This is a genomic window from Stenotrophomonas sp. YJH_SMC_91 (assembly GCF_059368495.1).
On record NZ_JCAFRT010000005.1, the window covers coordinates 206,810 to 231,728 of the forward strand.

Genomic DNA, 24,919 nt, shown 5'->3' on the forward strand with positions numbered 1-24,919 from the left:
CATCATTACTTGACGCCGTGCATCAGCTTGTTGATCAGCGGGGCGATCAGGAACAGCACCACGCCGGAGCCGATCAGGGCCCAGAACCCGAAGGTATACCCCTTCAGGGCCGACTCGACCGTCATGCCGCCTTCACCACTGACCACGCCGGCGAAGATGCCCGACAGGTTGTTGCCGATGCCGGTGGACAGGAACCAGCCACCCATGCCGAAGCCGACCAGGCGCACCGGGGCCAGCTTGGTCACCATCGACAGGCCGATCGGCGACAGGCACAGCTCACCCACCGACTGGATGACGTAGACCATGAACAGGGTCCAGAACGGGATCTTGCCGTCCACGACCATCTGCGACAGGGCGAACATCAGCAGCGCGAAGGCGGCGCCGTTGAACAGCAGGCCCAGGCCGAACTTGCGCGGGATGGACGGATTGGCGCGGCCCATGGCCACCCAGATCCAGGCGATCACCGGGGCCAGGGTGATGATCGCCACCGAGTTGACCGACTGGAACCACGCGGTCGGGAAGGTCCAGTCACCGAACTGGCGGTTGACGATGTTCTCGGCCAGGAAGGTGAACGAGCTGCCGGCCTGTTCGAAGAACATCCAGAACATCACGTTGAAGGCGAAGATGATCAGCATGGCGATCACGCGGTCGCGCTGCACCTTGCCTTCGCGGATGCCCTCGACCAGCAGCAGGACGGCCAGCGCGGTGAACATCGCACCCAGGATCCAGGCCAGCGCGGTGGCGCCAGTGGCCAGCAGGAAGTACGCGACCGGGATGGCGACCACGGCACCGGCCAGCACCATGATGATGCGGCCGAAACCTTCGGCGCCGGCCGGCGGTGCACCGATGCCCTTCAGGCCGGCACGACCGATGTAGAACCACACCAGCGAGATCAGCATGCCCACGCCCGAGGCGATGAACACGACCTTGTAGGACGGCATCGCATCGGTACCGAACACCTTGCGGGCCAGGTACTCGGTCAGCACCGGGGCGATCATCGCGCCGATGTTGATGCCCATGTAGAAGATGGTGAAGCCCGAATCGCGGCGCTCGTCCTTCAGCCCGTACAGCTTGCCGACCATGGTCGAGATGTTGGGCTTGAACAGGCCGTTGCCGACGATGATCGTGGCCAGGCCGAGCTTGAAGATGTGCTCCTGCGGCAGCGAGATCATGAACAGGCCGGCGGCCATGATGATCGCGCCGGTCAGGATCGAGCGCTGGTAGCCCAGTACCCGGTCGGCCACGTAGCCACCGAAGATCGCCGCGGCGTACACCAGGGCCAGGTAGGCGCCGTAGATGCGGCTGGCGTCGCCTTCACCGGCAGCGCTGCCGTTGTAGAACTGGGCGACGATGTACAGCACCAAGGCCCAGCGGATGCCGTAGAACGCAAAGCGTTCCCAGAACTCGGTCATGAACAGCATCCACAGCGGGCGCGGGTGGCCCAGCGTGGTCTTGAAGTCCGGCAGCGCCGGCTCTGGGGTGTTCGCAGTGGCGTTTACGCTCATGCGGATTTCCTGGTTCGGTGGATGACGAGCACGTCCGGTGTGCAGTTGGAGCAACGCGCGAGGATCACCGACTTCTGGCGTTCACGTCAAATACACGCCGTTTGAGGCAGGTGCCAGCCTGCTCGCTGAACTTGCATCTGAAACGATCCAGCCGCCGGCCGCGATCCAAGCTGAATACGGATCAGGCCTGTTCGGCCGGGGGCGCGGCCTGCAGGCTGGTGCGCACCTGGAACAGCTCGGGGAAGAAGGTCAGCTCCAGTGCCTTGGCCAGGAAGCCCACGCCGGACGAGCCACCGGTGCCGCGCTTGAAGCCGATCACCCGCATCACCGTGCGCATGTGGCGGAAGCGCCACAGCTGGAAGGCGGTCTCCAGGTCCACCAGGTCCTCGCACAGCGCGTACTCGCGCCAGTAGCGGTCGGTGTCCTGGTAGATGCGTTCGAAGACCGGCTGCAGGGCGTCGTCGGCCACGTGCGGCTGGGTCCAGTCGTGGGCCTCGTAGACCGCCGGCACGGCATGGCCGAAGCGGGCCAGGTACTTCAGGAATTCCTCGTACAGGCTGGGCGCCTCCAGCACGGTGCGCAGCTGCGCCTGCCCGGCCGGGTCGTGCTCGAACACCTGCAGCATCTGCGCGTTCTTGTTGCCCAGCAGGAACTCGATGTAGCGGTACTGCAGCGACTGGAAGCCCGACGACGGGCCCAGCACGTCGCGGAAGCCCATGTATTCGGACGGGGTCAGGGTTTCCAGCACCGACCACTGCTCGGTCAGCTGGCGCAGCACCTGCTTGCTGCGCGCCAGCACCTTGCGGCACTGCCAGACTTCATCGCGCTGCAGGAAGCCGATTGCGGCACGCAGCTCATGGCCCAGCAGCTTCAGCCACAGTTCGGAGGTCTGGTGCTGGATGATGAAGAGCATCTCGTCATGGTGCGGCGGGCTGGACAGCGGCTGCTGCGCGCTGAGCAGCTGGTCCAGCCGCAGGTAGCCGCCGTAGGTGAGGCGTCCCTGCAGGTCGGTGTGGATGCCGGCTTCGAGATCGCGTTGGTTGTTGTCGACGGACATGGGCGGGACCAGATCGGGGGCGGCAAGGGTAGCGCGTTGCCGCCGCGCTGGCAGCCGCCGGGTCCATACCGGGGCGTGCGGTTGGCCGTGGAGCATCGGCCGATCCCAGGCCTGCGCGTGGAACCGTCCAGGCCGTTGTACTGGCGGTCAGCCTGAGGCGTATTCTGATGCTTTGCAGCAACGACTGAATACGTTGTTGTTATTGGCCCCCCACCCGCCGGCAGGGGTAAAACGGGGAATCCCCGTGTTGCGGCGCAGGAAGGCTATTCCGTACGCGTTCCTTAACATGGCGATTCATATCATTTGTAACTTCTCTGTCGAAGGTGCAGTACGCAATGACGGTTGCCGCTGAATTCAAGATCGAATACCTGCAGTACCTGGATACGGACGGCAAACTCGTCCGCGATGACCTGCCCGCGTCGCTGCGCGACCCCAAGGTCCTGGTACCGCTGTTCAAGCAGATGCTGTTCGTACGTACGTTCGACAGCAAATCCATCGCACTGCAGCGCACCGGCAAGCTCGGCACCTATGCCGCCTGCCTGGGCCACGAAGCCGCACACGTGGGTATCGGCGCGGCGATGCAGAAGGACGACGTGTTCGCGCCTTCGTACCGCGAGTATGGCGCGATGTTCATGCGTGGCATGCGCCCGCACGACGTGCTGATGTACTGGGGCGGCGACGAACGCGGCAACGATTACGGCGGCAACGCGGCCAAGGACTTCCCGTTCTGCGTGCCGATCTCCACCCAGTGCCTGCATGCCGCAGGCGCGGCGCTGAAGTTCAAGCTCAACAAGGAACCGCAGATCGCGGTGGCCGTGTGCGGCGACGGCGGCAGCTCCAAGACCGACTTCTACGCAGCACTGAATTCGGCCGGCGCCTACAAGCTGCCGCTGATCCTGTGCATCGTCAACAACGGTTGGGCCATCTCGGTTCCGCGTTCGGCCCAGACCGGTGCCGAAACGCTGGCGCAGAAGGGCCTGGCCGGTGGCCTGCACTGCCTGCAGGTGGACGGCAACGACCTGATCGCGGTGCTGGCGGCAATGGAGCAGGCGCGCGAACGTGCGCTGGCCGGCGACGGCGGCACCGTGCTGGAACTGATGACCTACCGCCTGTCCGACCACACCACCGCCGATGACGCGCGCCGCTACCGTGACGACGCCGAAGTGAAGGATGCCTGGCAGCGCGAGCCGATGCTGCGCCTGCGCAAGTACCTGATCAACGCCGGTGTGTGGAGCGAAGACGAAGAGACCGCCTGGGTCGCCGAGTGCGGCACGCGCGTGGACGAGGAAGTGAACCTGTACCTCAACACGCCGGTGCAGCCGGTCGAGGCGATGTTCGACTTCCTGTATGCCGATCCGCCGCCGGACCTGCTGGCCCAGCGCGCCCAGGCGATCGCCCTGGAGAAGCGCCATGGATGAGATCAAGAACGGCGCGCCCGGCGCGCACACCAACGCCGCCGACAGCGCTGCGGTCGCGCGCGGAGAAGAGAGCATGACCACCACCCCGATCACCCTCATCGAAGCCATCACCCAGGCGCTGGCCTGGGAGCTGGAACACGACCCGTCGGTGCTGGTGCTGGGCGAAGACGTGGGCGTCAACGGCGGCGTGTTCCGCGCCACTGCCGGTCTGCAGCAGCGCTTCGGCTCGGACCGCATCCTCGACACCCCGCTGGATGAAACCACCATCGCCGGCCTGACGATTGGTCTTGCCGCGCAGGGCATGAAGCCGGTCGCCGAAGCCCAGTTCGATGGCTTCATGTACCCGATGGTCGATCATATCGTCTGCCACGCCGCCCGCCTGCGTTACCGCACGCGTGGCCGCCTGCACTGCCCGATGGTGCTGCGCGTGCCGTGGGGCGGTGGCATCCGCGCGCCGGAACACCACAGCGAAGCCAACGAGGCGATCTTCACCAACGTGCCGGGCCTGCGCGTGGTGCTGCCGTCGTCGCCGCAGCGTGCCTATGGCCTGCTGCTGGCCGCGATCCGCGAACCGGATCCGGTGATCTACATGGAGCCCAAGCGCATCTACCGCCAGTACAAGGAAGTGGTCGTCAACGACGGCGAAGCCTTGCCGCTGGACGTCTGCTTCGTGCTGCGCGACGGCACCGACGTGACCCTGGTGACCTGGGGCGCGCAGGTGAAGGAAGCGCTGGAAGCGGCCGACAAGCTGGCCGGCGAAGGCATCAGTGCCGAAGTCATCGACGTGGCCACGCTGCGTCCGCTGGACTTCGCCACCATCGCCGAATCGGTGGCCAAGACCGGCCGCTGCGTGATCGTGCAGGAGGCCCCGAAGACCGCGGGCTTCGGCGCCGAGATCGCCGCGCGCCTGGCCGAGGAATCGATCTACGACCTGCTGGCCCCGGTCGAGCGCGTCACTGGCTACGACACCCACATCCCGCTGTTCCGCCTGGAAATGAAGTACCTGCCGAGCGTTGAGCGGATCGTGGCTGCGGCCAAGCGCGCGGTGGCGGCCGGCTGACATGCGGGCCCGCCTTCTGGGGGCTTACCGCAGCCAGTATCCCAACCCGCTCCGGTTCCACACCGGCCAGATCGTCGAAGTAGGTGTACGTGACGAGGAATGGCCGGCGTTTGCCTGGGTACGCACCAACGATGGGCGCGCTGGATGGGCGCCCATCGCCTGGTTGCAGCTGCTGGACGAGGGTCGCGCCGAAGCGCTGTGCGACTACGACGCCCGCGAGCTGGATGTGGAAAGCGGCGAGATGGTGAAGCTTCATCACGAACACGGCGGGTGGTGGTGGTCCGAGCGCGCCAATGGCGCGACGGGTTGGCTGCCGGCCCGCGAACTGGAACTGCTGGAAGAGAACTGCAAATGAGCCAGACCAAGAACTTCAACCTGCCCGACCTGGGCGAAGGCCTGCCGGACGCGACCATCGTCGAGTGGTTCGTCAAGGAAGGCGATGTGATCAAGCTGGACGAGCCGCTGGTGTCGATGGAGACCGCCAAGGCCGTGGTGGAAGTGCCCTCGCCGTTCTCCGGCAAGGTGCTGAAGCTGTCCGGCGGTGCCGGCGACATCATCCCGACCGGTTCGGTGCTGGCCAGCTTCGAACTGGACCCGAACCTGCCGCAGCGTGCCGATGGCCAGGACACCGGCCACAGCCATGGTCATGCCGCACCGGCCGCGCCGGCTGCCGCACCGACCCCGCCGCCGCTTCCCGCTGCTGCCGCACCGGTGGCCGCAGAAGAAGCCAAGCCCGCCGCTGCCGAGCGTGATGACGCCGGTACCGTGGTCGGTGCGATGCAGAGCTCCAATGCCGTGCATGCCGAACAGGCGCTGGCCGTCGGTGGCGTCAAGGCCGTGCCGGCCGTGCGTGCGATGGCGCGCAAGCTGGGCGTGGACCTGAGCCGCGTGGCCGCTACCGGCACCGATGGCGCGGTCACCATGGCCGACGTCAAGCAGGCTGCCGCCAACGGCACCGCCAAGCTCGGCGCTGCTCCGGCACCGGTTGCCGCTGCTGCCTATGCCGCGCCGGCCCCGGCGCAGGTGTCTGCCCCGGTGCAGAGCGAAGCCCGCACCCCGCTGTCCGCCGCCGGCAAGCCGATGCGCACCCAGCCGCCGGGCGTGGTCGCCAAGGGCCAGCCGGAACCGCTGAAGGGCGTGCGCCGCAACATGGCCCGCGTGATGGCCGATGCGCACAGCAAGGTGGTGCCGACCACGCTGAACGACGACGCCGACATCCATGCCTGGCTGCCGGGCAACGACGTCACCGCGCGCCTGGTGCGTTCGATCGTGGTCGCTGCACAGAAGGTGCCGGCGATGAACGCCTGGTTCGACGGTGAAGCGCTGACCCGTACCCTGCACGCGCAGGTGGACATCGGCATCGCCGTGGACACCGACGACGGCCTGTTCGTGCCGGCGTTGCGCAATGCCGACATGCTCGACGCACGCGGCATCCGCGAAGGCGTCAACCGCCTGCGCGAGCAGGTGGAATCGCGTTCGATCGCCGCTTCGGAACTGAGTGGCTACACCATCTCGCTGTCCAACTTCGGCATGTTCGCCGGCCGCTACGCGACCCCGGTCGTGGTGCCGCCGTGCGTGGCCATCGTCGGTGCCGGCCGTGCCCGCCACCAGATGACCCCGGTGATGGGCGGCGTGGAAGCGCACAAGGTGATCCCGCTGTCGGTCACCTTCGACCACCGCGCGGCCACCGGCGGCGAAGCGGCGCGCTTCCTGCGCGCAATGATGGACGACCTGGCGCTGGCCAGCTGATCGGCCACCTGATCGGTGGGTGCCAACCGTTGGTTGGCACATGACTTGGAGAAAACGCCGGGCATTGCCCGGCGTTTTTTTGTGCCTGCTCCGTCGCGCTCCATCCACGCATGGCGTGGATCTACACAATGCGGGCGATCAATCGCGCGCGACCAGGCCCTCGGCGCGGCTGTACACACGCAGGCGGTGGCCATCAGGATCTGCCCCGACAAAAGTATGGCCGAACTCCAGCGTCACCGGCGCCTGCAGGATCTCCACACCAAGAGCGCGCCACGCATCGTGCATCTGCTGCACGGCGTCGGGGTTGGCCACCACCATTGCCAGTTCGGCGGCGCCTGCTTGCGCGGACACCGGAGGCTGCACGTCGTCGCGTTGCCACAGGCCGAGTGCGGCGCCATCGCCGAGCAGGAACAGGGCAAAGCCGGGCGACTGCTCGACCGGCGGTTTGCCGAGGATGCCGCTGTAGAAGGTGGCGCTGGTGGCGACGTCGCGCACGTACTGCAGCAGAGTGCTGGGCGTGAACATGGGGAAGCTCCGTTGTTGGGAGCAATCATGGTGGAACGAGCCTGCTGACAGATTCTGTCAGTAGAGTCGACTGTTGGTAGAGTCGACTGTTAGTCGACTGCTCTTCCCTCAACCTGCCTAAACCCCGCGCTGCGCGCGATAGTCGACTAACAGTCGACTCTACCCCCCGCTCCCGGCTGTTGCTCTGTTATGAACGGTCCAGCCAGTCCGGTGCGATGCCCTGCGCCTTCTGCCAGCGTCGCAGCAGGGTGGCGCGTGGCACGAGGTAGTGATCCTCCAGCACACGCGCCTGGCGGATGCGGTCCAGACGGAAATGGCGGAAATCCTCGCGGCGCTCGCACCACGCCGCCAGCATCGGCACCTCATCGAAGTAGCCCAGCGCGAACGGCCAGACGATCCGCTCGCTGCGCTGACCGTGCGCGTCCTCGTAGCCGAACTTCAGGCGCTGCTGTGAACCGACAGCCTCTCGCACGGCCTGCAGACGAGCTGGGGGAACCTTGGCCGCCGCACGCGAAGGGCCCACCCGCAGGCCACTGTCACGCAGGGCCTCGCGCCGCGCTGCGGGCAACACATGCGCGATACGCGCCAGGGCATCGCGTGCGGCTTCGGCCAACGCGGGTTCGGTACGGGCCGCAACCCAGCGCAGGCCCAGCACCAGCGCGTCGATCTCGGCCGGTGGCAGGGTCATCGGTGGCAGGGTGTCGCTCGGCGCCAGCTGGTAGCCAACGCCGGCCTCGCCACGCAGGTCAGCGCCCTGCTCACGCAGGGTCTCGATATCGCGGTACAGCGTGCGCAGGCTGATGCCCAGCGCTTCGGCCAGCGTCTGCCCGGCCACCGGCCGCCGATGGCGGCGCAGCAGCTGCAGCAACTGGGTCAGGCGCAGCGCACGCGACATCAGCCGACCAGTGCGCGCGATGCCACCACGTGCTCACCCGGTTGCGGGGCCAGCGCGGCCTCGACCAGAGCCTTGGCGATTTCGCTGGCCGGGTTGATCCGCCACGCCCGTGGCAACACCGGCCCCAATGCACCCAACAACGTCAGGGCCAGGCGCTCGCCACGACGCACCTCGTTGCGCTCGCCCCCGATCAGCCCTGGGCGGACCAGGGTCAACGAATGGAAGCCCAGCGCACGAAGGTCACGTTCCAATTCACCCTTCACCCGGCTGTAGAAGATCGACGACTGTGGATTGGCGCCGGCCGCGGAATTCAGCACATAAGTCTGTGCACCTTGTGCCTGTGCGAGCCGCGCGAACGCCAGCGGGTAGTCATGATCGATGCGGTGGAAAGCCTCGCGGCTGCCGGCCTGGGCAATGGTGCTGCCCAGCGCGCAGATGACCGCGTCCACGCGCGCCCATGCTGGCGAAGTGGGCAACGCGTCGAAGGCCAGTACCGGGTTCTCCAGCTTCCGGTGGGTCATGCCCAACGGGCGGCGGGTGGGCGCCACCACGCCACTGCAGCGCGGGTCGTCCAGCAGCCGGGGCAGGGCCAGCCCGCCGACCAGGCCGGTCGCCCCCAGCAACATCACGCGCATCACCACCTCCACTGCGGCATCCTGTCGCCCATCCTAGCCGTTCAAGCCGTCGGCGACCGCGCCGATATGCTGGAACCAGTCCCTGCCAGCCCCAGGATTCGCTCCATGACGGACCAGCCCGACCACCGCCCTGCCCCCGGTACCGCCCTTGGGCCGCCGGCACGCGTGCGCGCGGTGGTGGACGATGGGCTGGGCGACCGCGTGGTACTGCAGGGCGGTGGTGGCATGGCGCTGCAGCAGCTGTTCGCCGGCGCCGACGCGCCGGAACCGCTGCTGGCCGCCTTCGCCAACGGCATGGCCACCCTGCCCGGCGAACTGGGTGACATGGGCGACCGCCTGCAGTCGGCGCAGGCCAGTGCCGATTGGCCGCGCTACGGGCGCGCGATGCGGCAGCTGATCGACAAGTACATCCGCACCATCGAACAGCATTCGCCGGACGGTCAGCCGGAAAGCCTGCGCCTGTCCGAGCAGCTGCGGCTGCTGCTGGGTGGCGCCGTGGTGGCCCTGCTGCAGCACGACCCGGATCTGCGCGAACAAGCGCAGGCCCTGGCCACGCGCCTGCGCCAGTGGCAGCCGGGTACCGCACTGGAGCCGATCGAGCAGGGCGTGCGCGAACTCGGGCACCAGGTCGGCGTGCGTGCCGAGAGCTGGCAGGAGCAGCAGGCGCTGCTGCTGGAACTGTTCGCGCTGCTGTTGGAAAACGTGAGCGAGCTGCTGGACGACCGCAGCTGGCTGCAGGGCCAGATCGCGGCGGTGCGCCAGCTGCTGGACGGGCCGCTGGAAGCCGAGGCAGTCGAGCGCACCCGTGCCGAACTGCGCGAAGTGATCTACAAGCAGGGCCTGCTGCGCCAGGGCATCGACGATTCGAAGGCGGCGATGCGCGGGTTGATGGGCGAGTTCATCGAGCGCATGGATGGCATGGCCACCAGCACCGGCGAATACCACGACCGCATCGGCAGCTACGCACTGCAGCTGCGCGAGGCGCGTAGCATCGCCGACCTCAACCAGCTGCTGCAGGACGTGATGCGCGACACCGGCAAGGTGCAGCAACAGGCCGCGCAGGCCCGCGATCACCTGGCCAATGCGCGGCAGGAAGTGGAACGCGCCGAACAGCGCATTGCCGAGCTGGAGCAGGAACTGCGTGCCGCCGGTGACCTGGCGCGTATCGATCCGCTGACCCAGGCGCTGAACCGCCGCGGCCTGGACGAACTGCTGCAGCGTGAACTGGCGCGTGCTGCGCGCAACAACTCACCGCTGGGCGTGGCGGTGATCGACCTGGATGATTTCCACCTGACCAACGAGGCGCACGGCCACGCCGGCGGCGATGCGTTGCTGCAGCACCTGGTGGCCGTTTGCAGGCTGCTGCTGCGCGCTACCGACGGCATCGCACGGCTGGGTGGCGACGAGTTCGTGCTGGTGCTGCCGGAAACCCAGGGTGCCGACAGCATGGCCACCGTGCAGCGCCTGCAACGCTCACTGGCGCACCGTGTGCTGACCGTGCAGGACCGCCGCGTGCCGGTGCACTTCAGCGCCGGGCTGGCGCAATGGCAGCCGGGCGACGATACCGAGGCCCTGCTGCGCCGTGCGGATGACGCGTTGTATGCGGCCAAGCGACAGGGCAAGAACCGCGTGCAGGCGGGCTGACCGTCCGGCCCGTCGCGAACCGCTTTGGTAGGTGCCAACCTTGGTTGGCACGAGCGCCAAACAAAGCGCCGACCAAGGTCGGCCTCTACCTTGCGACCCGCCGGTGATTACTTGCCGCGCAGCTTCTGGAACCCGGTCACGGCCGCCAGCACGATGGCGCCGGCGATGATGCCGACCACCATGTTACCCACCGCGCTGACCAGCCAGCCCCACTGCCCCTCGCCGCCCATCGCCTGTACTGCGTGGTGCAGCGCCGGCACGTTGTGCACCAGGATGCCTCCGCCCACCAGGAACATGGCAATGGTGCCGGCCACCGACAGGAACTTCATCAGCCACGGCGCCGAGGCCACCAGGCCGCGACCGAAGGCGGCCACGGCCCCACCCTTGCGCGACAGGTACAGGCCGACGTCATCAAGCTTCACGATGCCCGCCACCAGCCCATAGACGAAGACCGTCATCGCCAGTGCAACCACGGCCAGCGTGACCAGCTGGTTGGTGAACGATGCGGTGGCGACCACGCCCAGGGTCAGTACGATGATCTCGGCCGACAGGATGAAGTCGGTGCGGATCGCGCCTTTCACCTTGTCCTTCTCCCACGCCACCATGTCCACCTGCGCGTCGGCCAGCGCCTTGCGCCGCTCGGCCTGATGCTCGGCGTCGTCCTCGGCTGAGTGCAGGAACCGGTGCGCCAGCTTCTCAACGCCCTCAAAGCACAGGAACGCGCCGCCGATCATCATCAGCGGCACGATCAGCGGCACGTTCCAGCCGCGGCTGTGCAGCCAGGCCTCCAGCGCACTGATCGCCAATGCTGCCGGCACCAGGATCACCTTGTTGACCAGCGAGCCCTTGGCCACCGCCCACACCACCGGCAGTTCGCGGTTGGCGTTGACCCCGGTGACCTGCTGCGCGTTCAGCGCCAGGTCGTCGCCCAGCACGCCGGCGGTTTTCTTCGCCGCGACCTTGGTCAGGACCGAGACATCGTCGAGGAGGGTGGCGATATCGTCGAGCAGGGCGAACAGGCTGGCACCGGCCATGGGAAGTCCAGAGAGGGAATGAGCGGATTCTGACCGATCCGGTGTGGACTGCGGAAGACGTCGGATTCACCGCGTGCCCACCGCCCCCCGGCGACACTGCGGAATCCGGACATCGCCGGCCCGTGGCCGGCGCTACCTGTCTTCGTCGCATGGGAGTTCCGCTTGAGCAATCCGCCCACCGCCAATGGCAATCCTCCGCTGGTCAAAGGCATGAACCGGCGCAGCCAGATCCTGCGCCTGCTGATGCGCTATCGCCATTCAGGGGTGTTCTCGGGCATGAACCTGGATGCCGCAGGCAATCCAGCCGACGTTCCCGCGGACGGCAACCCGGAACAGTTCGTCAGCGACCTGGAAGCGCTGGGCCCGACCTTCGTCAAGCTGGGCCAGATGCTGTCCACGCGCCCGGACATGGTGCCGGTGGAGTTCGCCACAGCCCTGGAGCGCATGCAGGAAAAGGTGGCCGAGATTCCGGTCGAGCGCATCCATGCGATCGTCGAGCAGGAGCTGGGCGCACCGGTGAACAAGCTGTTCGCCTCATTCGATCCCGAGCCGCTGGGCTGTGCCTCGATCGCGCAGGTGCATCGCGCGGTGCTGCACGACGGACGCCAGGTGGCAGTGAAAGTGCAGAAGCCTGAAGTGGCTGCACAACTTCGCTCGGACCTGGAGGCGCTGCGCAGCTTCGCGCTGGCCGCCGACCACCTGACCCAGGTGGGCCGCCGCGTGCGCCTGCGCGACTGGCTCAACGAGTTCGCAAAGACCCTGATGCAGGAGCTGGACTACCACGCCGAGGCCGAGAACCTGGCCCGTTTCGGCCGACACCTGAAGCCGTTCCGCCGCCTGTGGATTCCGCAGCCGCTGTGGGACTACAGCAGCCAGCGCGTGCTGACCATGGAACTGGCCACCGGCGTGCGCGTGGATGCGATTCCCGATGTGCGCCGCACCGAACAATCGATGGACCCGCTGGCGGCGGCGCTGATCCGCGGCTACCTGGACCAGATCTTCGTGCACGGCGAGATCCACGCCGACCCGCACCCCGGCAACCTGCGGGTGATGCCCGATGGACGGCTGGCGATCTTCGACCTGGGCATGGTCGCGCACATGCCGCCACGCCTGCGCGAGCGGCTGCTGAAGATTCTGTTCGCCGCAGTCGATGGCCGTGGCGAGGAAGTTGCCGACGATCTGATCAGCATCAGCACGCGGCTGGAGGCCTTCGACGAAGAGCGCTACCTGCGCGAGACCGGCCAGCTGATCGCGCGCTACGCCGCCAGCGGCAGTTTCTCCGAAGGCCGCGTGGTGCTGGACATGGTGCGCATCGCCACCGCCTGCGGCCTGCGCACACCGCCGGAACTGAGTCTGCTCGGCAAGGCGCTGCTCAACCTGGAAACCGTATGCCGGTTGCTGGCACCGGACCTGGATACCCGCCGTATCGTCGAACGCCAGCTGCAGCACGTGATGCGTGCGCGCCTGAAAAAATCACTGTCCGCAGCCAACATCGCCAGCGAGGCGATGGAGCTGCAGCAGCTGCTGCGCGATGGGCCGCGCAAGCTGTCGGACATCATGGCGCTGCTGGCCGAGAACCGTCTGCAGATGAAGGTGACGGGCCTGGAAGAATCGCGGCTGATGGAGAACCTGCAGAAGATCGCCAACCGCGTGGCGGCCGGCATCATCAGCGCGGCATTGATCATGGCCGCCGCGATGATGATGAAGATCGACACCGGCTGGCATCTGTTCGGCTACCCGCTCATCGCCCTGATTCTGTTGTTCATCGGCGTAGTGCTCGGCCTTGGCATCGTGACCAGTGCATTGCTGTTCGATCGTCGCGCGCGGGCACGCGAAGAGCGCGGGCATCGCTAGCGAATCTACGAAAACACCCGTATTCATGCGGTTTTTAATGCAATCCAACGAAGCCTTTCACGCTCGTTTTACCTTCTGAGCGCGATTTCGCGCGCGTCATTTCAACAAACATTTCAGTCAGGTTCGTGCATGCACTATCGGGTCATCGGTCTGTCACATGCATGTGCTTGCGGCAGCGCCGGTCGGATGGACACGCGTCGGTACGACGTCCATCACCACCACCCCGTCACTGCCGAAGCTGCCTATGCTCTGGATACTGCTGCTGTCGTTGTTGCTGCTGTGCTGGTTGTTCCTCGCGTCCGGCAAATGGGTGTGGTGGAAGGCCAGTGCGTTCTCGCTGCTGCTGCTCACGCTCAGCGCATGGTGGCTGATCGACAAGCTGTCCGGTGATGGGCTCAACGCCGCCACGCTGTACCACCTCGGCGCCGACATGGAAGGCGCCGGAGTCTCCGACTTCAAGGGCTACATCGCCGGCTTCATCGTGCTGGCGCTGGTCTCGCTGCTGCCGCTGTTCGCCACGCGGGTGAAGCGCTGGCGCCGGCCCGGCCACGGTGGCGCGCTGTTCGCGGGCTTCGCGGCCGTGTGGGTGGCCACGATCATGATCAGCCCGCTGGCCCGCGACGGCCAACGCCTGTACCAGCAGCTGCGCCCGGTCGACTTCGCCCGCATCGCCCCCGAATACCAGGTACCGACGCAGCCGCTGCAGCGCCCGCGCAACATCGTCTGGATCTACGGCGAGAGCCTGGAGCGCACCTACCTGGACGAAAACGTATTCCCGGGCCTGATGCCCAATCTCAACCGGCTGGCGTCCGAGTCGCTGGACGTGCGCAACCTGGCCTCGGCCGAGGGCAGCGGCTGGACCATTGCCGGCCTGGTGTCGTCGATGTGCGGCGTGCCGCTGACCACCTCGCAGGGCGATGAGAACAGCATGGACCGGATGGGCAGCTTCCTGCCTAAGGCAGTGTGCCTGGGCGACTACCTGAAGCAGCAGGGCTATACCAACCATTACCTGGGCGGGGCCAACGGCCAGTTCGCCGGCAAGGGCCAGTTCCTGGCCAGCCACGGTTTTGACGAAGTGCATGACCTCGCCTGGTTCAAGCAGCAGAAAAAGATCGGACGCATCCACTACTCCGCCTGGGGCGTGCACGACGACGTGCTGCTGGATACCGCCTACCAGCGCTTCGAACAGCTCTCGCGCGCCGGCTCGCCGTTCATGCTCACCACGCTCACCATGGACACCCACCACCCGGCGGGCCACCTGCCGGTGTCGTGCAAGGGCGAGCGCTACCAGAGCCAGTACGGCAACATCAACATGCTCAACGCGCTCAAGTGCAGTGACCGGCTGATCTCGCAGCTGGTCGAACGCATCCAGGCCAGCCCGTACGGCAAGGACACGCTGATCGTGATCGCCTCCGACCACCTGGCGATGCCCAACGATCTGACCCACATCCTGACCCGGCAGAAGCGCGAGAACCTGCTGCTTTTCCTGGGCGATGGCATTGCCCCGCAGCAGCTCAGCGCCGACGCCGGCACCACCCTGGATTCGGGTGCGACCCTGCTCAGCCTGCTGGACCCGAACCTGAAGACGATGGGCTTTGGCCGTTCACTGATCGATACCCAGCGCGCGCCCAGCGCCAGCGTGGCCACCCAGCGTGATGGCGGCCGAGATTACCCGCAGTACCTCGCCTTCGCCCGCTCGCTGTGGCTGGGTGAGCCGACCCGCGAGCTGAGGATCGATGGCGATGACCAGGTGGTGGTGGGCCTGCAGCACGTGCAGCCGCCGGTGCTGCTGGAGTACGACAAGGACTGGGGCCTGAAGTCCGTGTATCTGGAGAACACCTCGCGCCAGTTCGATGATGCCGACCCGGACAACACCCTGGCCTATGTCGACCGCTGCACCGCGTTCGAGGACGGCTCGGCCGACGGCGACTGGTGCGCCCTGCTGGTCAACCGTGACAACGGCATCAAGCTGTACCGTGACAACGACCTGCGTGGCGGCATTGCCGTGGACGCACCGCTGGACGCATTCCAGGGCCCGCGCCCGAGCGTGCGCCAGGCGCACATGATCACCCAGAAGGGTCGCCGCACCCGCGCCGGCCAGTACATGCTGCAGCTGGTGGCGAGTACGCGGCCGGATCGTGGCTTCTGGATCGAAGCGGTGTCCTCGCAGCGCAAGGTGGTGCTGGCCCAGCAGTGGGTGCAGCCCGATGCCAACGGCAAGATCAACGTGTCGTTCGGGCTGGACCACGAAGTGGATGATCTGGAAATCCGCGCGTGGTTGAACCATGCCGAGAAGCTGGCGGTGGACACGTTCGCACTGGTGCCCTCGCGCGGCCGACCGCGGGGGTAGGGCTCTTTGCAGGGCTGCGCCCTGCACCCGTGGTAGTGCCAGCCGCTGGCCGGCAACCTCAGAAGCAACGGCAACAGCGTGCATTCCGTGGTTGGGCGGGGCGGTGTCGGAGTGCGGGGACGCCGTAGATCCGTCCCTGGAGGCTTGTCAGCCGCATCCATGCGGCTGACACCCCGCACTCCGACACCGCCCCACCTCTGACAGATTCCTGCGGCTGTCGGTAGGCGTCGACCTTGGTCGACACAATCTGTCAGTTATCGAAAATCAAAATGGGGTCAGATCCGTTTTCCTCCGGAAAACGGATCTGACCCCAAAAGCAATTCCAACAGATCGCAGAAATCTGTCGAAGGCGGGGTGGGTCCGGTTGCGGGAGTGTCCGCGGCATGGATGCCGCGGCCAAGCCCCCATGGATGGGTTTACGGCGTCTCCCGCAACCGGACCCACCCCGCCATCCCACGGATAGCCAGCTTTTGATGTTGATCTTGCCGGCCAGCGGCCGGCACTACTGCGGGTGCAGGGCGCAGCCCTGCAGAACACCCCCTACTCCTGCGGATCGCGGGTGATGTGGATATCGGTCGGGGTCGACAGCGGAATGTTCCGCTCCGCCAGTATCTGCAGCAGGCTGAAGTACAGATCGCTGCGGGTGGCGTAGACCTGCCGCGGGCTGGCCACGTACGCGAAGCTGTTGATGGTGATCTGGCCACCGGCAATGCTGTCGATGTAGACCGTCGGCGCCGGCTGCTTCAGCACGTTGGTATGCGCGGTGTACGCATCCAGCAACGCCTGCCGCAGGTTGCCGACATCGGTGCTGGGCGGCACCGCGAACTGGATCTGGATGCGGCCCTGGTTGTTGCCCATCGTCATGTTGCGCACGGTCTTGGTGACCAGCTCGGAGTTGGGCACGATCAGCGTCGACTTGTCGCCCACCTGGATCTCGGTCGAACGCAGGCTGATGCGGCGGATGTCGCCCTCCTGGTCGCCCAGCTTCACCCAGTCGCCGATCTTCACCGGGCGCTCGGCCAGCAGGATCAGGCCGGAGACGAAGTTCTGGGTGATCACCTGCAGGCCGAAACCGATACCCACTGACAGCGCACTGACCAGCAACGCCAGCTTGCTCAGCTGCAGGCCCATCGCGCTCAGCGCCCAGATCACCGCGATGATGATGCCCACGTAACGGGCAACCGTACTGACCGAATTGCGTGCGCCCAGATCCAGTTCGGTCTTGGGCAGGTAGGTGTCGGTCAGCCAGCGCTGCACCAGCTGGGTGATCGCCAGGCCGGCCAGCAGCGCCAGTACCGCCAACACGATCCCCGCCGGTGCCAGCTTGGTGCCACCGATATCGAATCCGGTCGTGAACAGTGAAGTGAAGCGCTCCACCACCGCGCCGATGTTGCCGAACGGCGCCACCAGGGCAAGCAGCGTGAGCAGCACGACCACGGTACGCAGCGCCGCCGACAGCAGCACGCCGGCCTGCTCCAGCCGCGATACGCTCAGGCCGGTGCTGAGCAGGATGGTCTGGCCAACCTTGCTGTCGGCGTTGAGCATCCAGGTGCTCAGGTCATCGACGAACTTGAACAGCAGGGTCGCGGCCAGCACCACGATGCTGCCGCCGATCAGCTGCTGGTTCACGAACTTGGCGAAGTTCAGGTAGCCCAGCAATGTGGCAATGATGGCCGCCACCACCGCGATGTTGCCCGCTACCCGGGCCAGTACCAGCCAGCTGCTGCGACGCACCGGCGTGGCCGCGCCCACGCCATCGGCCTGTGCCTCCAGCTTGGCCTCGGCCTCGGCGGTCTGCCGGCGATGCAGGCGTGCCAGGGTCACCAGCATGGCCATGATCAGGCCGAGGTAGGTCAGCGCAATCAGGCCGTCCAGCGCCACCGTGGTGACGTCGCTGGTACGCGTGGCCTGATCGAGGGCGACCAGCACCGTGCTCAGCCAGGCCAGCGCCGCCGCGCCCCACGCGTACTTGCGCAGCTTGAGTGCGGCGGTGTCATCCAGATTCAGCAACCGCCACGACGGACGCTTGGGTACCAGCATGCACGCGCTGAGCGCCGCAATGAAGGCGGCGCGGAAGGTGGCCGTCTCCAGGCCGTCGGCCACCACCTGCAGGCGCGGCGCGATCGCATCGATCGCATCGAGCGCTGCCATCAGCACCACCACGGCATAGCCGGGCAGCAGCGTACCGACCAGCAGCAGCCACATGGCCAGGCCGGAGCGGCGCAGGCGACCGTCCGGCGCACGCTCGGACGCCGCAAAGCGCCGCCCCAGCCTGCGCAGCCACAGCCGCAGCGGGAACATCATCACCAACGCGGCCAGCAGGCCCAGCAACGGCGTGCCCCAGCCATTGGCCCGGACACCAGCAACAAACGTATCGCGCCCCTGCTCGGCCAACGGCGCGACGCGTGCGATATCGATCGGCAGGCGCTCGGCCACCTTGCTCCACAGCGCCGGAGATAACGGCGAGGCGACCTTCTTCCCCATGTCTTCGGCGCGTTGCGCAGTGCGCTGCTGGTCGATGTCGGCTGCCAGCTGCTGGGCACGCACGGCACTGGCCTTGGCCTGCGCTACCGACGCGGCCAGGCCGTCGCGCTGTTTGGTGATGGTGCGTCGTTGCGCGGCCAGTTCCGGCGGTTCGGTGGTGCCTTCCGCAGGCGTGCCCAGCTGCGCCAGCTGTTCGCTGATCCGATCCAGCTGCGGCTGCAACGCCTTCTCCAGCGCTTCGGCATCGCGCCGGGCCTGCGAGGCATTCTCGGACAGCATCGCCAGTGTCTCGATGGCCTCTGCATCGCCCCGCTTGCGCTCGACCTCCTTCAGCCTGGAATCGATGTCCGCCAGTTGCTGCTTCGGCGTGGGGTCCTCATCCTGGGCCAGCACCGGTGCGGACAGCAGGAAGGCAGTGCACAGCAGCAGGGCCAGCCAAGGCCCCCGTGCACGGATCGATCGCAGGAAAGAAGACACGCCAGCCACACCGTTTCGCGCGGACCACCGCGCCTGCGCGCGACTATACGGCACAGGCGGTAAAGGCTGGATGGTGGCTCAGAGGACCACACCCACCGCGATGGGAGCTTCGACGGGGTGATGGCGCGGGGTGGTCACGACGGGGCGATAACGGCCTGGCGATTGCGGCGGGGTGATCGTGGCCGGGCGAATCGACTGGGTAGAGTCGACTGTTAGTCGACTATCGCGCGCAGCGCGGGCTTTGGCACAGCGTCCAGCGAAGAGCAGTCGACCAACAGTCGACTCTACCCCATCGGTTCACCCCGCCCACGTTTCCGCGCGCACGCGCGCCACGCCGGCGAAGTCAGTACTTCAGGCGCAGCTCTTCGACGGCCGGCTGCTGCAGCGCGTACCAGTCCTGGAACTCTTCCTCGGTGATCTCATCGGGCGCGTACACCGCCACCGGGTGCCAGTCGTGGTCGGTGGGCAGCGGCTGGCGCGGGCCGGCACGCAGGCTGTAGCTGACGCCCTCGTAGTCGACCAGGTCATCAACCTGCGGCCACTGCTCGCGCGCGAACGCGGATTCACTCTTCAACAGGATCACCTGGTACATCGGCACCTCCACTTCGGTTGGATCAGGAAAACACGGCGCTGGCGGCAGCATACCGCCACGCCGGTGACAACGGGCACGCCGCAGCGGCGACGGAACGTTCTGGACACGGCCATCGCCCCGGCTTCACCCGCCCATGGCAAGGCCATCGGCATCGTGGAGGCCCACCCCTGCCACGACCGCCGATGACCGACCACCCGCCGCTGAAGACCGTCGCCGACCTCAAGCTGCCCCGCTACCTGGGCACCTGGTACGAAATCGCACGCCTGCCGATGCGCCACGAGCCGGAAGGCTGCACCGATGTGTCGGCGCACTACACCCTGCTCGACAACGGCAACGTCGGCGTCACCAACCGCTGCCGCATGGACGGCGACGTCGAGGAAGCCACCGGCGAGGCCTGTGCCGTCGACAACGACAGCGCGCGCCTGGAGGTGAGCTTCCTGCCCAAGGGCCTGCGCTGGTTGCCGTTCGCCAAGGGCGACTACTGGGTGATCCAGGTCGCTCCGGACTACAGCGTGGCGCTGGTCGGCAGCCCGGACCGCAAGTACCTGTGGCTGCTGGCCCGCGAACCGCAGCTGGACTCCACCGTGCAGGATCATTATCTGGCTACCGCCCGCCTGCAGGGCTTCGATCTGTCCGAACTGATCCACACCCCGCACACCGGTCGCCCCACAGCCTGAGCCGCCCACTCATGGACCTGAAGAGTGGCTACCCCTGGTGGGCGGTGCGCAACGGCCTGATCCACGCCTTCCCACCGCTGGAGCGGGATCTGCGCTGCGACGTGCTGGTGGTCGGCGGCGGCATCACCGGTGCGCTGATTGCCGACGAGTTGTCCGGGCATGGCCACGACGTGGCGGTGATCGAGCAGCGTGACATCGGCTGGGGCAGCACCGCTGCCAGCACCGCGCTGCTGCAGTACGAGATCGACACCCACCTGCTGGAACTGGCCCAGCGCTATGGCCAGGACGCCGCGGCGCTTGCCTATCGGGCGTGTGCGGAAGCAATCCCAGCGCTGGGCGACGTGGCACGCGGGTTGAAGGACGTGGATTTCCAGCGCATGGACAGCCTGTACCTGGCCAGCCGCCATCGCGACGTTCCGCGCCTGATGGCCGAAGGTGAGGCGCGGCGCAGCATCGGTCTGGATGCCCGCTGGCTGGGCCCGGAGGCACTGCAGGAACGCTTCGACGTGGACGCCGGTGGTGCCCTGCTCACGCGCCAGGCGGCGCGGGTCGATCCGTATCGGCTGACCTATGCACTGCTGCAGCGCCTGCGTCGGCGCGGCGGCCACGTGCATGACCGCACGGTGCTGCACAGCCTCGACGCCACTGCGCGCGGGGTGACCGCCCGTACCGAAGACGGTGCCACCATCCGCGCACGCCACGTGGTGCTGGCCATGGGCTATGCCAACCAGCGCTGGCTCAAGCAACGGGTTGCACGCAACCGCAGCAGCTACGCCTTCATCACCGATCCCATCGATGCGGACGTGCTCGGCCGGCTGCGCACCACCATGGTGTGGGAGAGCGCCCGCCCCTACCTGTACCTGCGCGCCACCGGCGACCGTCGCCTGCTGGTGGGCGGGCTGGACGACGCCATCGACATCCCCGCCCGCCGCGACCGGCGCGTTCAGAGCAAGGCCGACAAGCTGATGAAGCAGCTGCTGCATTGGTTCCCACGGCTGGACCCGGTGCCGGCGTTTTCCTGGGCCGGCACCTTCGCCGAAACGGCGGACGGCCTGCCGTTCTTCGGCCCGCACGATCAGTGGGGGCCGCGGGTGCACTTCGCCATGGCCTACGGCGGCAACGGCATCACCTATTCGATGATCGGCGCGCAGCTGCTGCGGGCCGGGATCGAGCGGCGGGCGCATCCGCTGGCGGGGCTGTTCGGGTTCGGGCGGTTGTAGCCTGCAGCCAGGCATGGCCTGGCTCTACCGCGAGCGGGCGCCGACAGGCATCATTCAAGCAGCCCCTGCTAGCGTCGGCCTGTACCGCCGCGTGTTGCGCGGCCATCTGTCCGCTGGAGCACCGTCATGATCCGCCCCCTGACCCTGCTGCTGTGCCTGGCCCTGCCGGGAACCGTGCTGGCCCAGTCCGCCGCCGGCGCCACCGCGCCGCAGGCTGCCGGCCTGGACCTGACGCTGCCGCAGGCGCCGATGCGCTACCTCAACGACCCGGCCCTGCAGCAGGACCCGCCGGGCACGTACTACGGTGACAAGAGCGGCCCGCGCGTGCACGACGACGCGAAGATCGCCGACGTCACCGATGACAAGGTCAAGGTATCCGGCAGCTTCACCACCGGTATCGGCTATTCCAAGAACGGTGGCAACAGCCACTACAACGCCGCCACGCTGAACCTGAGCAAGAACTACACCACCGATGAGGGCAAGACCCACGGGGTCAACGTCAACATCCACGTGAGCGAGGGCAAGGGCCCGGGCTTCTTCGGCCCGTATGGTGGCTACTACGGCCGCGGGCCGGGCTACTGGGACTACCCGCCGCCGTTCGGCTGGTAAGGGCTGGCACCCGCGCCTGGGCCGACCAAGGTCGGCCACCACCGGTGCCTATGCCCGGTAGGTGTCGACCTTGGTCGACACGCTTCTTCCCCGTATGCCGACCAAGGTCGGCATCTACCGGATCTGGAATCAATCCAGCCAGCCATCGCGCTCGCTGTGCAGGATGCGGCCGTCATAACCGCTCAGGCGCACCTCTACCTTCTGGTTGCGGGCATTGCGGGCTTCGAGCGACCAGGTCGCACCATCGCGTTCCAGCGAATGGATCTCGCGCAGGCCATGCGCCTGTGCCCGTGCCAGCACCTGCTCGGTGGTCAACAGCGCGCGGCTGCTGTGCTCATCGAAGATCTCGCCGGTCTTCGGGTCCACGTAGACCTCGCTGAAGCGGCCATCGGCGAGGCTCACGTCAGCCTCCCACAGGCCATCATCCCGTTCGATCTCATGGATCCGGGTGTAGCCGGCCTTGCGCAGGGTCTGTTCAACCTGGGCCATGCCCAGCGGCGCAGCCTGTACGGCCGGCGCGACGGCCAGCAGGGCAACAGTGGCGAGGGTGAGTGACTTCAACATGGGGGTTCTCCTGTTCGTGTTCGTGGCCGGACCATCCCGGCAACGCCACAATGCACCCCGTGGTTAACAGCGCCTTAGCCGGCACTGTTAGCCAGCTGTTAGTCACCTCCGCCACACTCACGCCTGGTCCTACAGTCCTCCCCGCGCCCCGATGCTCTCCACCCTGCCCCTGCTGCTGGCCCTGGCCAGCGCCCCGACCGCCGCCGCGCCCGCACAGGACCCGGCGCAGCAGGTCGCGCGCCGCGCCGTGCAGCAGGGCCGCTACGTGCCATTGGAAAGCGTGGTGCGCGATGCGCTCAAGCGCTTTCCGGGCCAACTGCTGGAAGTGGAGCTGGACGACGGCGTCTACGAAGTGGAGATCCTGCGCGGCGACGGCGTGGTGGTGGAGCTGGACTATGATGCGCGCAGCGGAAGGCTGCTGAAGACGGAGCTGGACGACTGATGCGCATCCTGTTGGCCGAAGACGATGCCGCACTGGCACAGCGCCTGGTGCCCCTGCTGGAACAGGCCGGCTACGTGGTGCACGTGGTCGCCGACGGCCGCCAGGCCGAGGAGATCGGCCAGATCGAAGACCTGCAGGCGGCCATCGTCGACCTGGGCCTGCCCGGGCTGGACGGATTGAGCGTGATCGAGCGCTGGCGCGGCAACGGCCGCAGCTTCCCGGTGCTGGTGCTGACCGCACGCGGGCGCTGGCACGACAAGCTGGCCGGATTCGACGCAGGCGCCGACGATTACCTCACCAAACCGTTCCAGGCCGACGAACTGGTGCTGCGCCTGCGCGCCCTGATCCGCCGCAGCCATGGCCACGCCAGCCCGCGCCTGCACTGCGGGCCGCTGCAGCTGGACGTCAACGCCGGCCGCTTTGAGCTGGATGGGCAGGCGCTGTCGCTCAGCCCGCAGGAGTTCCGCCTGCTCAGCTACTTCATCCATCACAGCGGCCAGGTCATCGGTCGCGATCGCCTGGGCGAACAGGTGTTCGAGGGCGGCCACGACCCGGACTCCAATGCGCTGGACGTGCTGCTCGGACGCGTGCGCCGCAAGCTCGGCATCGATCTGATCCAGACCGTGCGCGGCCAGGGCTGGCGGCTGGCCGCGCCGTGAGCCGGCAACCCTCCCTGCGACGGCGCCTGCTGCTGGCTGGCGGCGCCGGCCTGCTGCTGGTTTCGCTGCTGGCCAGCGCGCTGCTGGGCGAACTGTTCAAGCGCAGCGCGCGTGACCGCCTCGACCACGAACTGCAGCAGGACATGCTGACCCTGCTGGCGCAGGCCGAAGTGGACCCCGAAGGACAGCTGCGCCTGCGCCAGGAACCGAATGACGCGCGCTTCCAGCGCGTGTTCTCCGGTGCCTATTGGCAGATTGCCGGTGCCGATGGCCGCGTGCTGCTGCAGTCGCGCTCGCTGTGGGATGAAACCCTGCCGGCCATGGCCACAGGTGCGGCCACGCGCAATCTGGCTGGGCCACTCCAGCAGTCCCTGCGTGCACGCGTGCAACAGGTGCGCCTGCCGCGCGCCAGCGCACCGTTCGTCGCCGTGGTTGCCACCGACCGCAGCGCGCTGGATGCGGATGTGGCCGCGTTCCGCAAGCGCACCGCCATCGCGCTGGGTGTGCTGGTCGCGGCCTGGCTGGCGGTGCTCGCCAGCCAGGTCCACTTCGGATTGCGTCCGCTGCACCGCCTCGGTGCACAGCTGGAACGGGTTCGTCGCGGCGACGCGCAGCGCATCGAGACGCAGGGACTTGGGGCGGAGGTCGCGCCACTGGGCGAAGAACTCAACGCGCTGCTGGAGCACCAGCAACGCATGGTCGCACGCGCGCGTACCAGTGCACAGGATCTGGCGCATGCGCTGAAAACCCCGCTGAGCGTATTGGCCACCGAGGCCGACGGCGACGGCAGGGACTGGCGGGCGACCGTTCGTGAGCAGAGCGCCCGCATGCAGGCCAGTGTCGACCGCTACCTGGCCGCTGGGTTGGCCGCCGACCATCGCCAACGCACCGACGTGGCGACTGTCGCGCAGGCGCTGTGCCGGCTGATGGCACGCGTGCATGGCGAACGCGGCATTGCGTTCACAGCGGTAGGCATTGATCCGGCGTTGCAGTTCGCCGGTGCCAGTGCGGATCTGGAAGAGATGCTGGGTAATCTGTTGGACAACGCCGGGCGGTGGGCGCAACAGCAGGTCACTGTCGAAGCGGAAGCCCACGACGGGCAGTTGCGCATCGAAGTGCGTGATGACGGCCCTGGCCTGGCGGCGGATGCGCTGTCCCAGGTCACACAGCGTGGTGTACGCGTGGATGAGCGTGAGGGCAGCAGTGGATTGGGGTTGGCCATCGTGGGCGATATCGCCGCCAGTTATGGCGGGCGCCTGGCGCTGGAAAATGCGCAGCCCGGCCTGCGCGCAACGTTGTGGTTGCCGGTGGGGTGAAGCGGCCAACCAAACGGTGGGTAGTGCCGGCCGCTGGCCGGCAACCACGTGGTCACCGGAAACGCCCTGCGGAAGCCGGCCAGCGGCCGGCTCTACCAAGCGCCAATCCTACCGGTCGCCGTGCACCCGGTAGGTGTCCACATTGGCCAACCT

General features: G+C 67.3%; 21 protein-coding genes and 1 pseudogene. 13 read left to right on the plus strand and 9 right to left on the minus strand.

Going from position 1 to position 24,919, the window contains the following annotated elements:
• Nucleotides 1-5 precede the first annotated feature (5 nt).
• Both AC5P5X_RS09470 and AC5P5X_RS09475 read right to left on the minus strand, forming a co-directional pair.
• The gene (locus AC5P5X_RS09470; protein WP_005411345.1) at nt 6-1,505 is read right to left on the minus strand and encodes a peptide MFS transporter; all 1,500 of its coding nucleotides are present in this window, start codon (nt 1,503-1,505) and stop codon (nt 6-8) included.
• 181 nt (nt 1,506-1,686) lie between these two features.
• Nucleotides 1,687-2,562: a tryptophan 2,3-dioxygenase gene (locus AC5P5X_RS09475; protein ID WP_005414712.1), complete on the minus strand. Its 876-nt coding sequence runs from the start codon at nt 2,560-2,562 to the stop codon at nt 1,687-1,689.
• Between the two features lie 335 nt (nt 2,563-2,897).
• Here AC5P5X_RS09475 and pdhA point away from each other — a divergent pair, with 335 nt between their 5' ends.
• Genes pdhA through AC5P5X_RS09495 form a run of 4 tightly spaced genes read left to right on the plus strand, consistent with a single transcriptional unit; the run spans nt 2,898 to nt 6,789 of the window.
• Nucleotides 2,898-3,980, plus strand: a complete 1,083-nt coding sequence (gene pdhA / locus AC5P5X_RS09480; RefSeq protein WP_495215968.1) for a pyruvate dehydrogenase (acetyl-transferring) E1 component subunit alpha — start codon at nt 2,898-2,900, stop codon at nt 3,978-3,980.
• Nucleotides 3,973-5,040, plus strand: coding sequence for an alpha-ketoacid dehydrogenase subunit beta (locus tag AC5P5X_RS09485; protein WP_005414714.1), 1,068 nt, complete (start codon nt 3,973-3,975; stop codon nt 5,038-5,040). Before pdhA ends, AC5P5X_RS09485 begins: the two co-directional genes overlap by 8 nt.
• A 1-nt stretch (nt 5,041) precedes the next feature.
• Nucleotides 5,042-5,395: an SH3 domain-containing protein gene (locus tag AC5P5X_RS09490; protein ID WP_005411349.1), complete on the plus strand. Its 354-nt coding sequence runs from the start codon at nt 5,042-5,044 to the stop codon at nt 5,393-5,395.
• A complete protein-coding gene (locus AC5P5X_RS09495) occupies nt 5,392-6,789 on the plus strand; it encodes a dihydrolipoamide acetyltransferase family protein (protein WP_012481459.1) in 1,398 nt (465 codons plus the stop codon). The genes AC5P5X_RS09490 and AC5P5X_RS09495 overlap by 4 nt, the downstream gene beginning before the upstream one ends.
• Before the next feature lie 138 nt (nt 6,790-6,927).
• Here AC5P5X_RS09495 and AC5P5X_RS09500 read toward each other — a convergent pair whose 3' ends face one another.
• The 3 genes from AC5P5X_RS09500 to AC5P5X_RS09510 form a co-directional block, all read right to left on the minus strand.
• On the minus strand, nt 6,928-7,314 hold the full coding sequence (locus AC5P5X_RS09500; protein WP_024957667.1) for a VOC family protein: 387 nt from the start codon (nt 7,312-7,314) through the stop codon (nt 6,928-6,930).
• Between the two features lie 187 nt (nt 7,315-7,501).
• On the minus strand, nt 7,502-8,209 hold the full coding sequence (locus AC5P5X_RS09505) for a helix-turn-helix transcriptional regulator (protein WP_059035658.1): 708 nt from the start codon (nt 8,207-8,209) through the stop codon (nt 7,502-7,504).
• Complete coding sequence (locus AC5P5X_RS09510) at nt 8,209-8,844, minus strand: Rossmann-fold NAD(P)-binding domain-containing protein (RefSeq protein WP_258391087.1); 636 nt, start codon at nt 8,842-8,844, stop codon at nt 8,209-8,211. The genes AC5P5X_RS09505 and AC5P5X_RS09510 overlap by 1 nt, the downstream gene beginning before the upstream one ends.
• Before the next feature lie 105 nt (nt 8,845-8,949).
• Between AC5P5X_RS09510 and AC5P5X_RS09515 the strand changes: the two genes are divergently transcribed.
• Complete coding sequence (locus tag AC5P5X_RS09515) at nt 8,950-10,488, plus strand: GGDEF domain-containing protein (protein WP_049460386.1); 1,539 nt, start codon at nt 8,950-8,952, stop codon at nt 10,486-10,488.
• 107 nt (nt 10,489-10,595) lie between these two features.
• Here the strand turns inward: AC5P5X_RS09515 and AC5P5X_RS09520 are convergent, their stop codons facing one another.
• Nucleotides 10,596-11,522 carry a DUF808 domain-containing protein gene (locus AC5P5X_RS09520; RefSeq protein WP_005411357.1) on the minus strand — a complete coding sequence of 309 codons (927 nt, stop codon included), beginning with the start codon at nt 11,520-11,522 and terminating at the stop codon, nt 10,596-10,598.
• Between the two features lie 207 nt (nt 11,523-11,729).
• On the opposite strand from AC5P5X_RS09520, the pseudogene AC5P5X_RS09525 reads away from it, so the two are divergent.
• Together AC5P5X_RS09525 and AC5P5X_RS09530 are read left to right on the plus strand one after the other, a co-directional pair.
• Nucleotides 11,730-13,376 (plus strand): annotated as a pseudogene (locus tag AC5P5X_RS09525) (ABC1 kinase family protein); the annotation flags it as partial.
• A 244-nt stretch (nt 13,377-13,620) separates the two neighbouring features.
• Nucleotides 13,621-15,726 carry a phosphoglycerol transferase I gene (locus AC5P5X_RS09530; RefSeq protein WP_032967261.1) on the plus strand — a complete coding sequence of 702 codons (2,106 nt, stop codon included), beginning with the start codon at nt 13,621-13,623 and terminating at the stop codon, nt 15,724-15,726.
• 540 nt (nt 15,727-16,266) lie between these two features.
• Here AC5P5X_RS09530 and AC5P5X_RS09535 read toward each other — a convergent pair.
• Both AC5P5X_RS09535 and AC5P5X_RS09540 read right to left on the minus strand, forming a co-directional pair.
• Nucleotides 16,267-18,696 (minus strand): DUF3772 domain-containing protein, encoded by a 2,430-nt coding sequence (locus AC5P5X_RS09535; protein WP_050426961.1) that lies wholly within the window; start codon nt 18,694-18,696, stop codon nt 16,267-16,269.
• 334 nt (nt 18,697-19,030) lie between these two features.
• Nucleotides 19,031-19,279, minus strand: coding sequence for a hypothetical protein (locus AC5P5X_RS09540; protein ID WP_005414723.1), 249 nt, complete (start codon nt 19,277-19,279; stop codon nt 19,031-19,033).
• A 182-nt stretch (nt 19,280-19,461) separates the two neighbouring features.
• Between AC5P5X_RS09540 and AC5P5X_RS09545 the strand changes: the two genes are divergently transcribed.
• The 3 genes from AC5P5X_RS09545 (at nt 19,462) to AC5P5X_RS09555 (ending at nt 21,785) form a co-directional block, all read left to right on the plus strand.
• Nucleotides 19,462-19,956, plus strand: coding sequence for a lipocalin family protein (locus AC5P5X_RS09545; protein WP_099523853.1), 495 nt, complete (start codon nt 19,462-19,464; stop codon nt 19,954-19,956).
• 11 nt (nt 19,957-19,967) lie between these two features.
• Nucleotides 19,968-21,176, plus strand: coding sequence for an NAD(P)/FAD-dependent oxidoreductase (locus tag AC5P5X_RS09550; RefSeq protein WP_012481468.1), 1,209 nt, complete (start codon nt 19,968-19,970; stop codon nt 21,174-21,176).
• Between the two features lie 126 nt (nt 21,177-21,302).
• On the plus strand, nt 21,303-21,785 hold the full coding sequence (locus AC5P5X_RS09555) for a hypothetical protein (protein WP_005411364.1): 483 nt from the start codon (nt 21,303-21,305) through the stop codon (nt 21,783-21,785).
• 129 nt (nt 21,786-21,914) lie between these two features.
• Here the strand turns inward: AC5P5X_RS09555 and AC5P5X_RS09560 are convergent, their stop codons facing one another.
• Nucleotides 21,915-22,349: a PepSY domain-containing protein gene (locus AC5P5X_RS09560; RefSeq protein ID WP_111189270.1), complete on the minus strand. Its 435-nt coding sequence runs from the start codon at nt 22,347-22,349 to the stop codon at nt 21,915-21,917.
• A gap of 151 nt (nt 22,350-22,500) precedes the next feature.
• Here AC5P5X_RS09560 and AC5P5X_RS09565 point away from each other — a divergent pair, with 151 nt between their 5' ends.
• The 3 genes from AC5P5X_RS09565 to AC5P5X_RS09575 are packed head-to-tail and all read left to right on the plus strand — an operon-like array spanning nt 22,501 to nt 24,766.
• Nucleotides 22,501-22,791 carry a PepSY domain-containing protein gene (locus AC5P5X_RS09565; RefSeq protein ID WP_012481470.1) on the plus strand — a complete coding sequence of 97 codons (291 nt, stop codon included), beginning with the start codon at nt 22,501-22,503 and terminating at the stop codon, nt 22,789-22,791.
• Nucleotides 22,791-23,450, plus strand: a complete 660-nt coding sequence (locus tag AC5P5X_RS09570; RefSeq protein ID WP_099523851.1) for a response regulator transcription factor — start codon at nt 22,791-22,793, stop codon at nt 23,448-23,450. The genes AC5P5X_RS09565 and AC5P5X_RS09570 overlap by 1 nt, the downstream gene beginning before the upstream one ends.
• Nucleotides 23,447-24,766, plus strand: coding sequence for a sensor histidine kinase (locus AC5P5X_RS09575; protein WP_099523850.1), 1,320 nt, complete (start codon nt 23,447-23,449; stop codon nt 24,764-24,766). Before AC5P5X_RS09570 ends, AC5P5X_RS09575 begins: the two co-directional genes overlap by 4 nt.
• Nucleotides 24,767-24,919 lie beyond the last annotated feature (153 nt).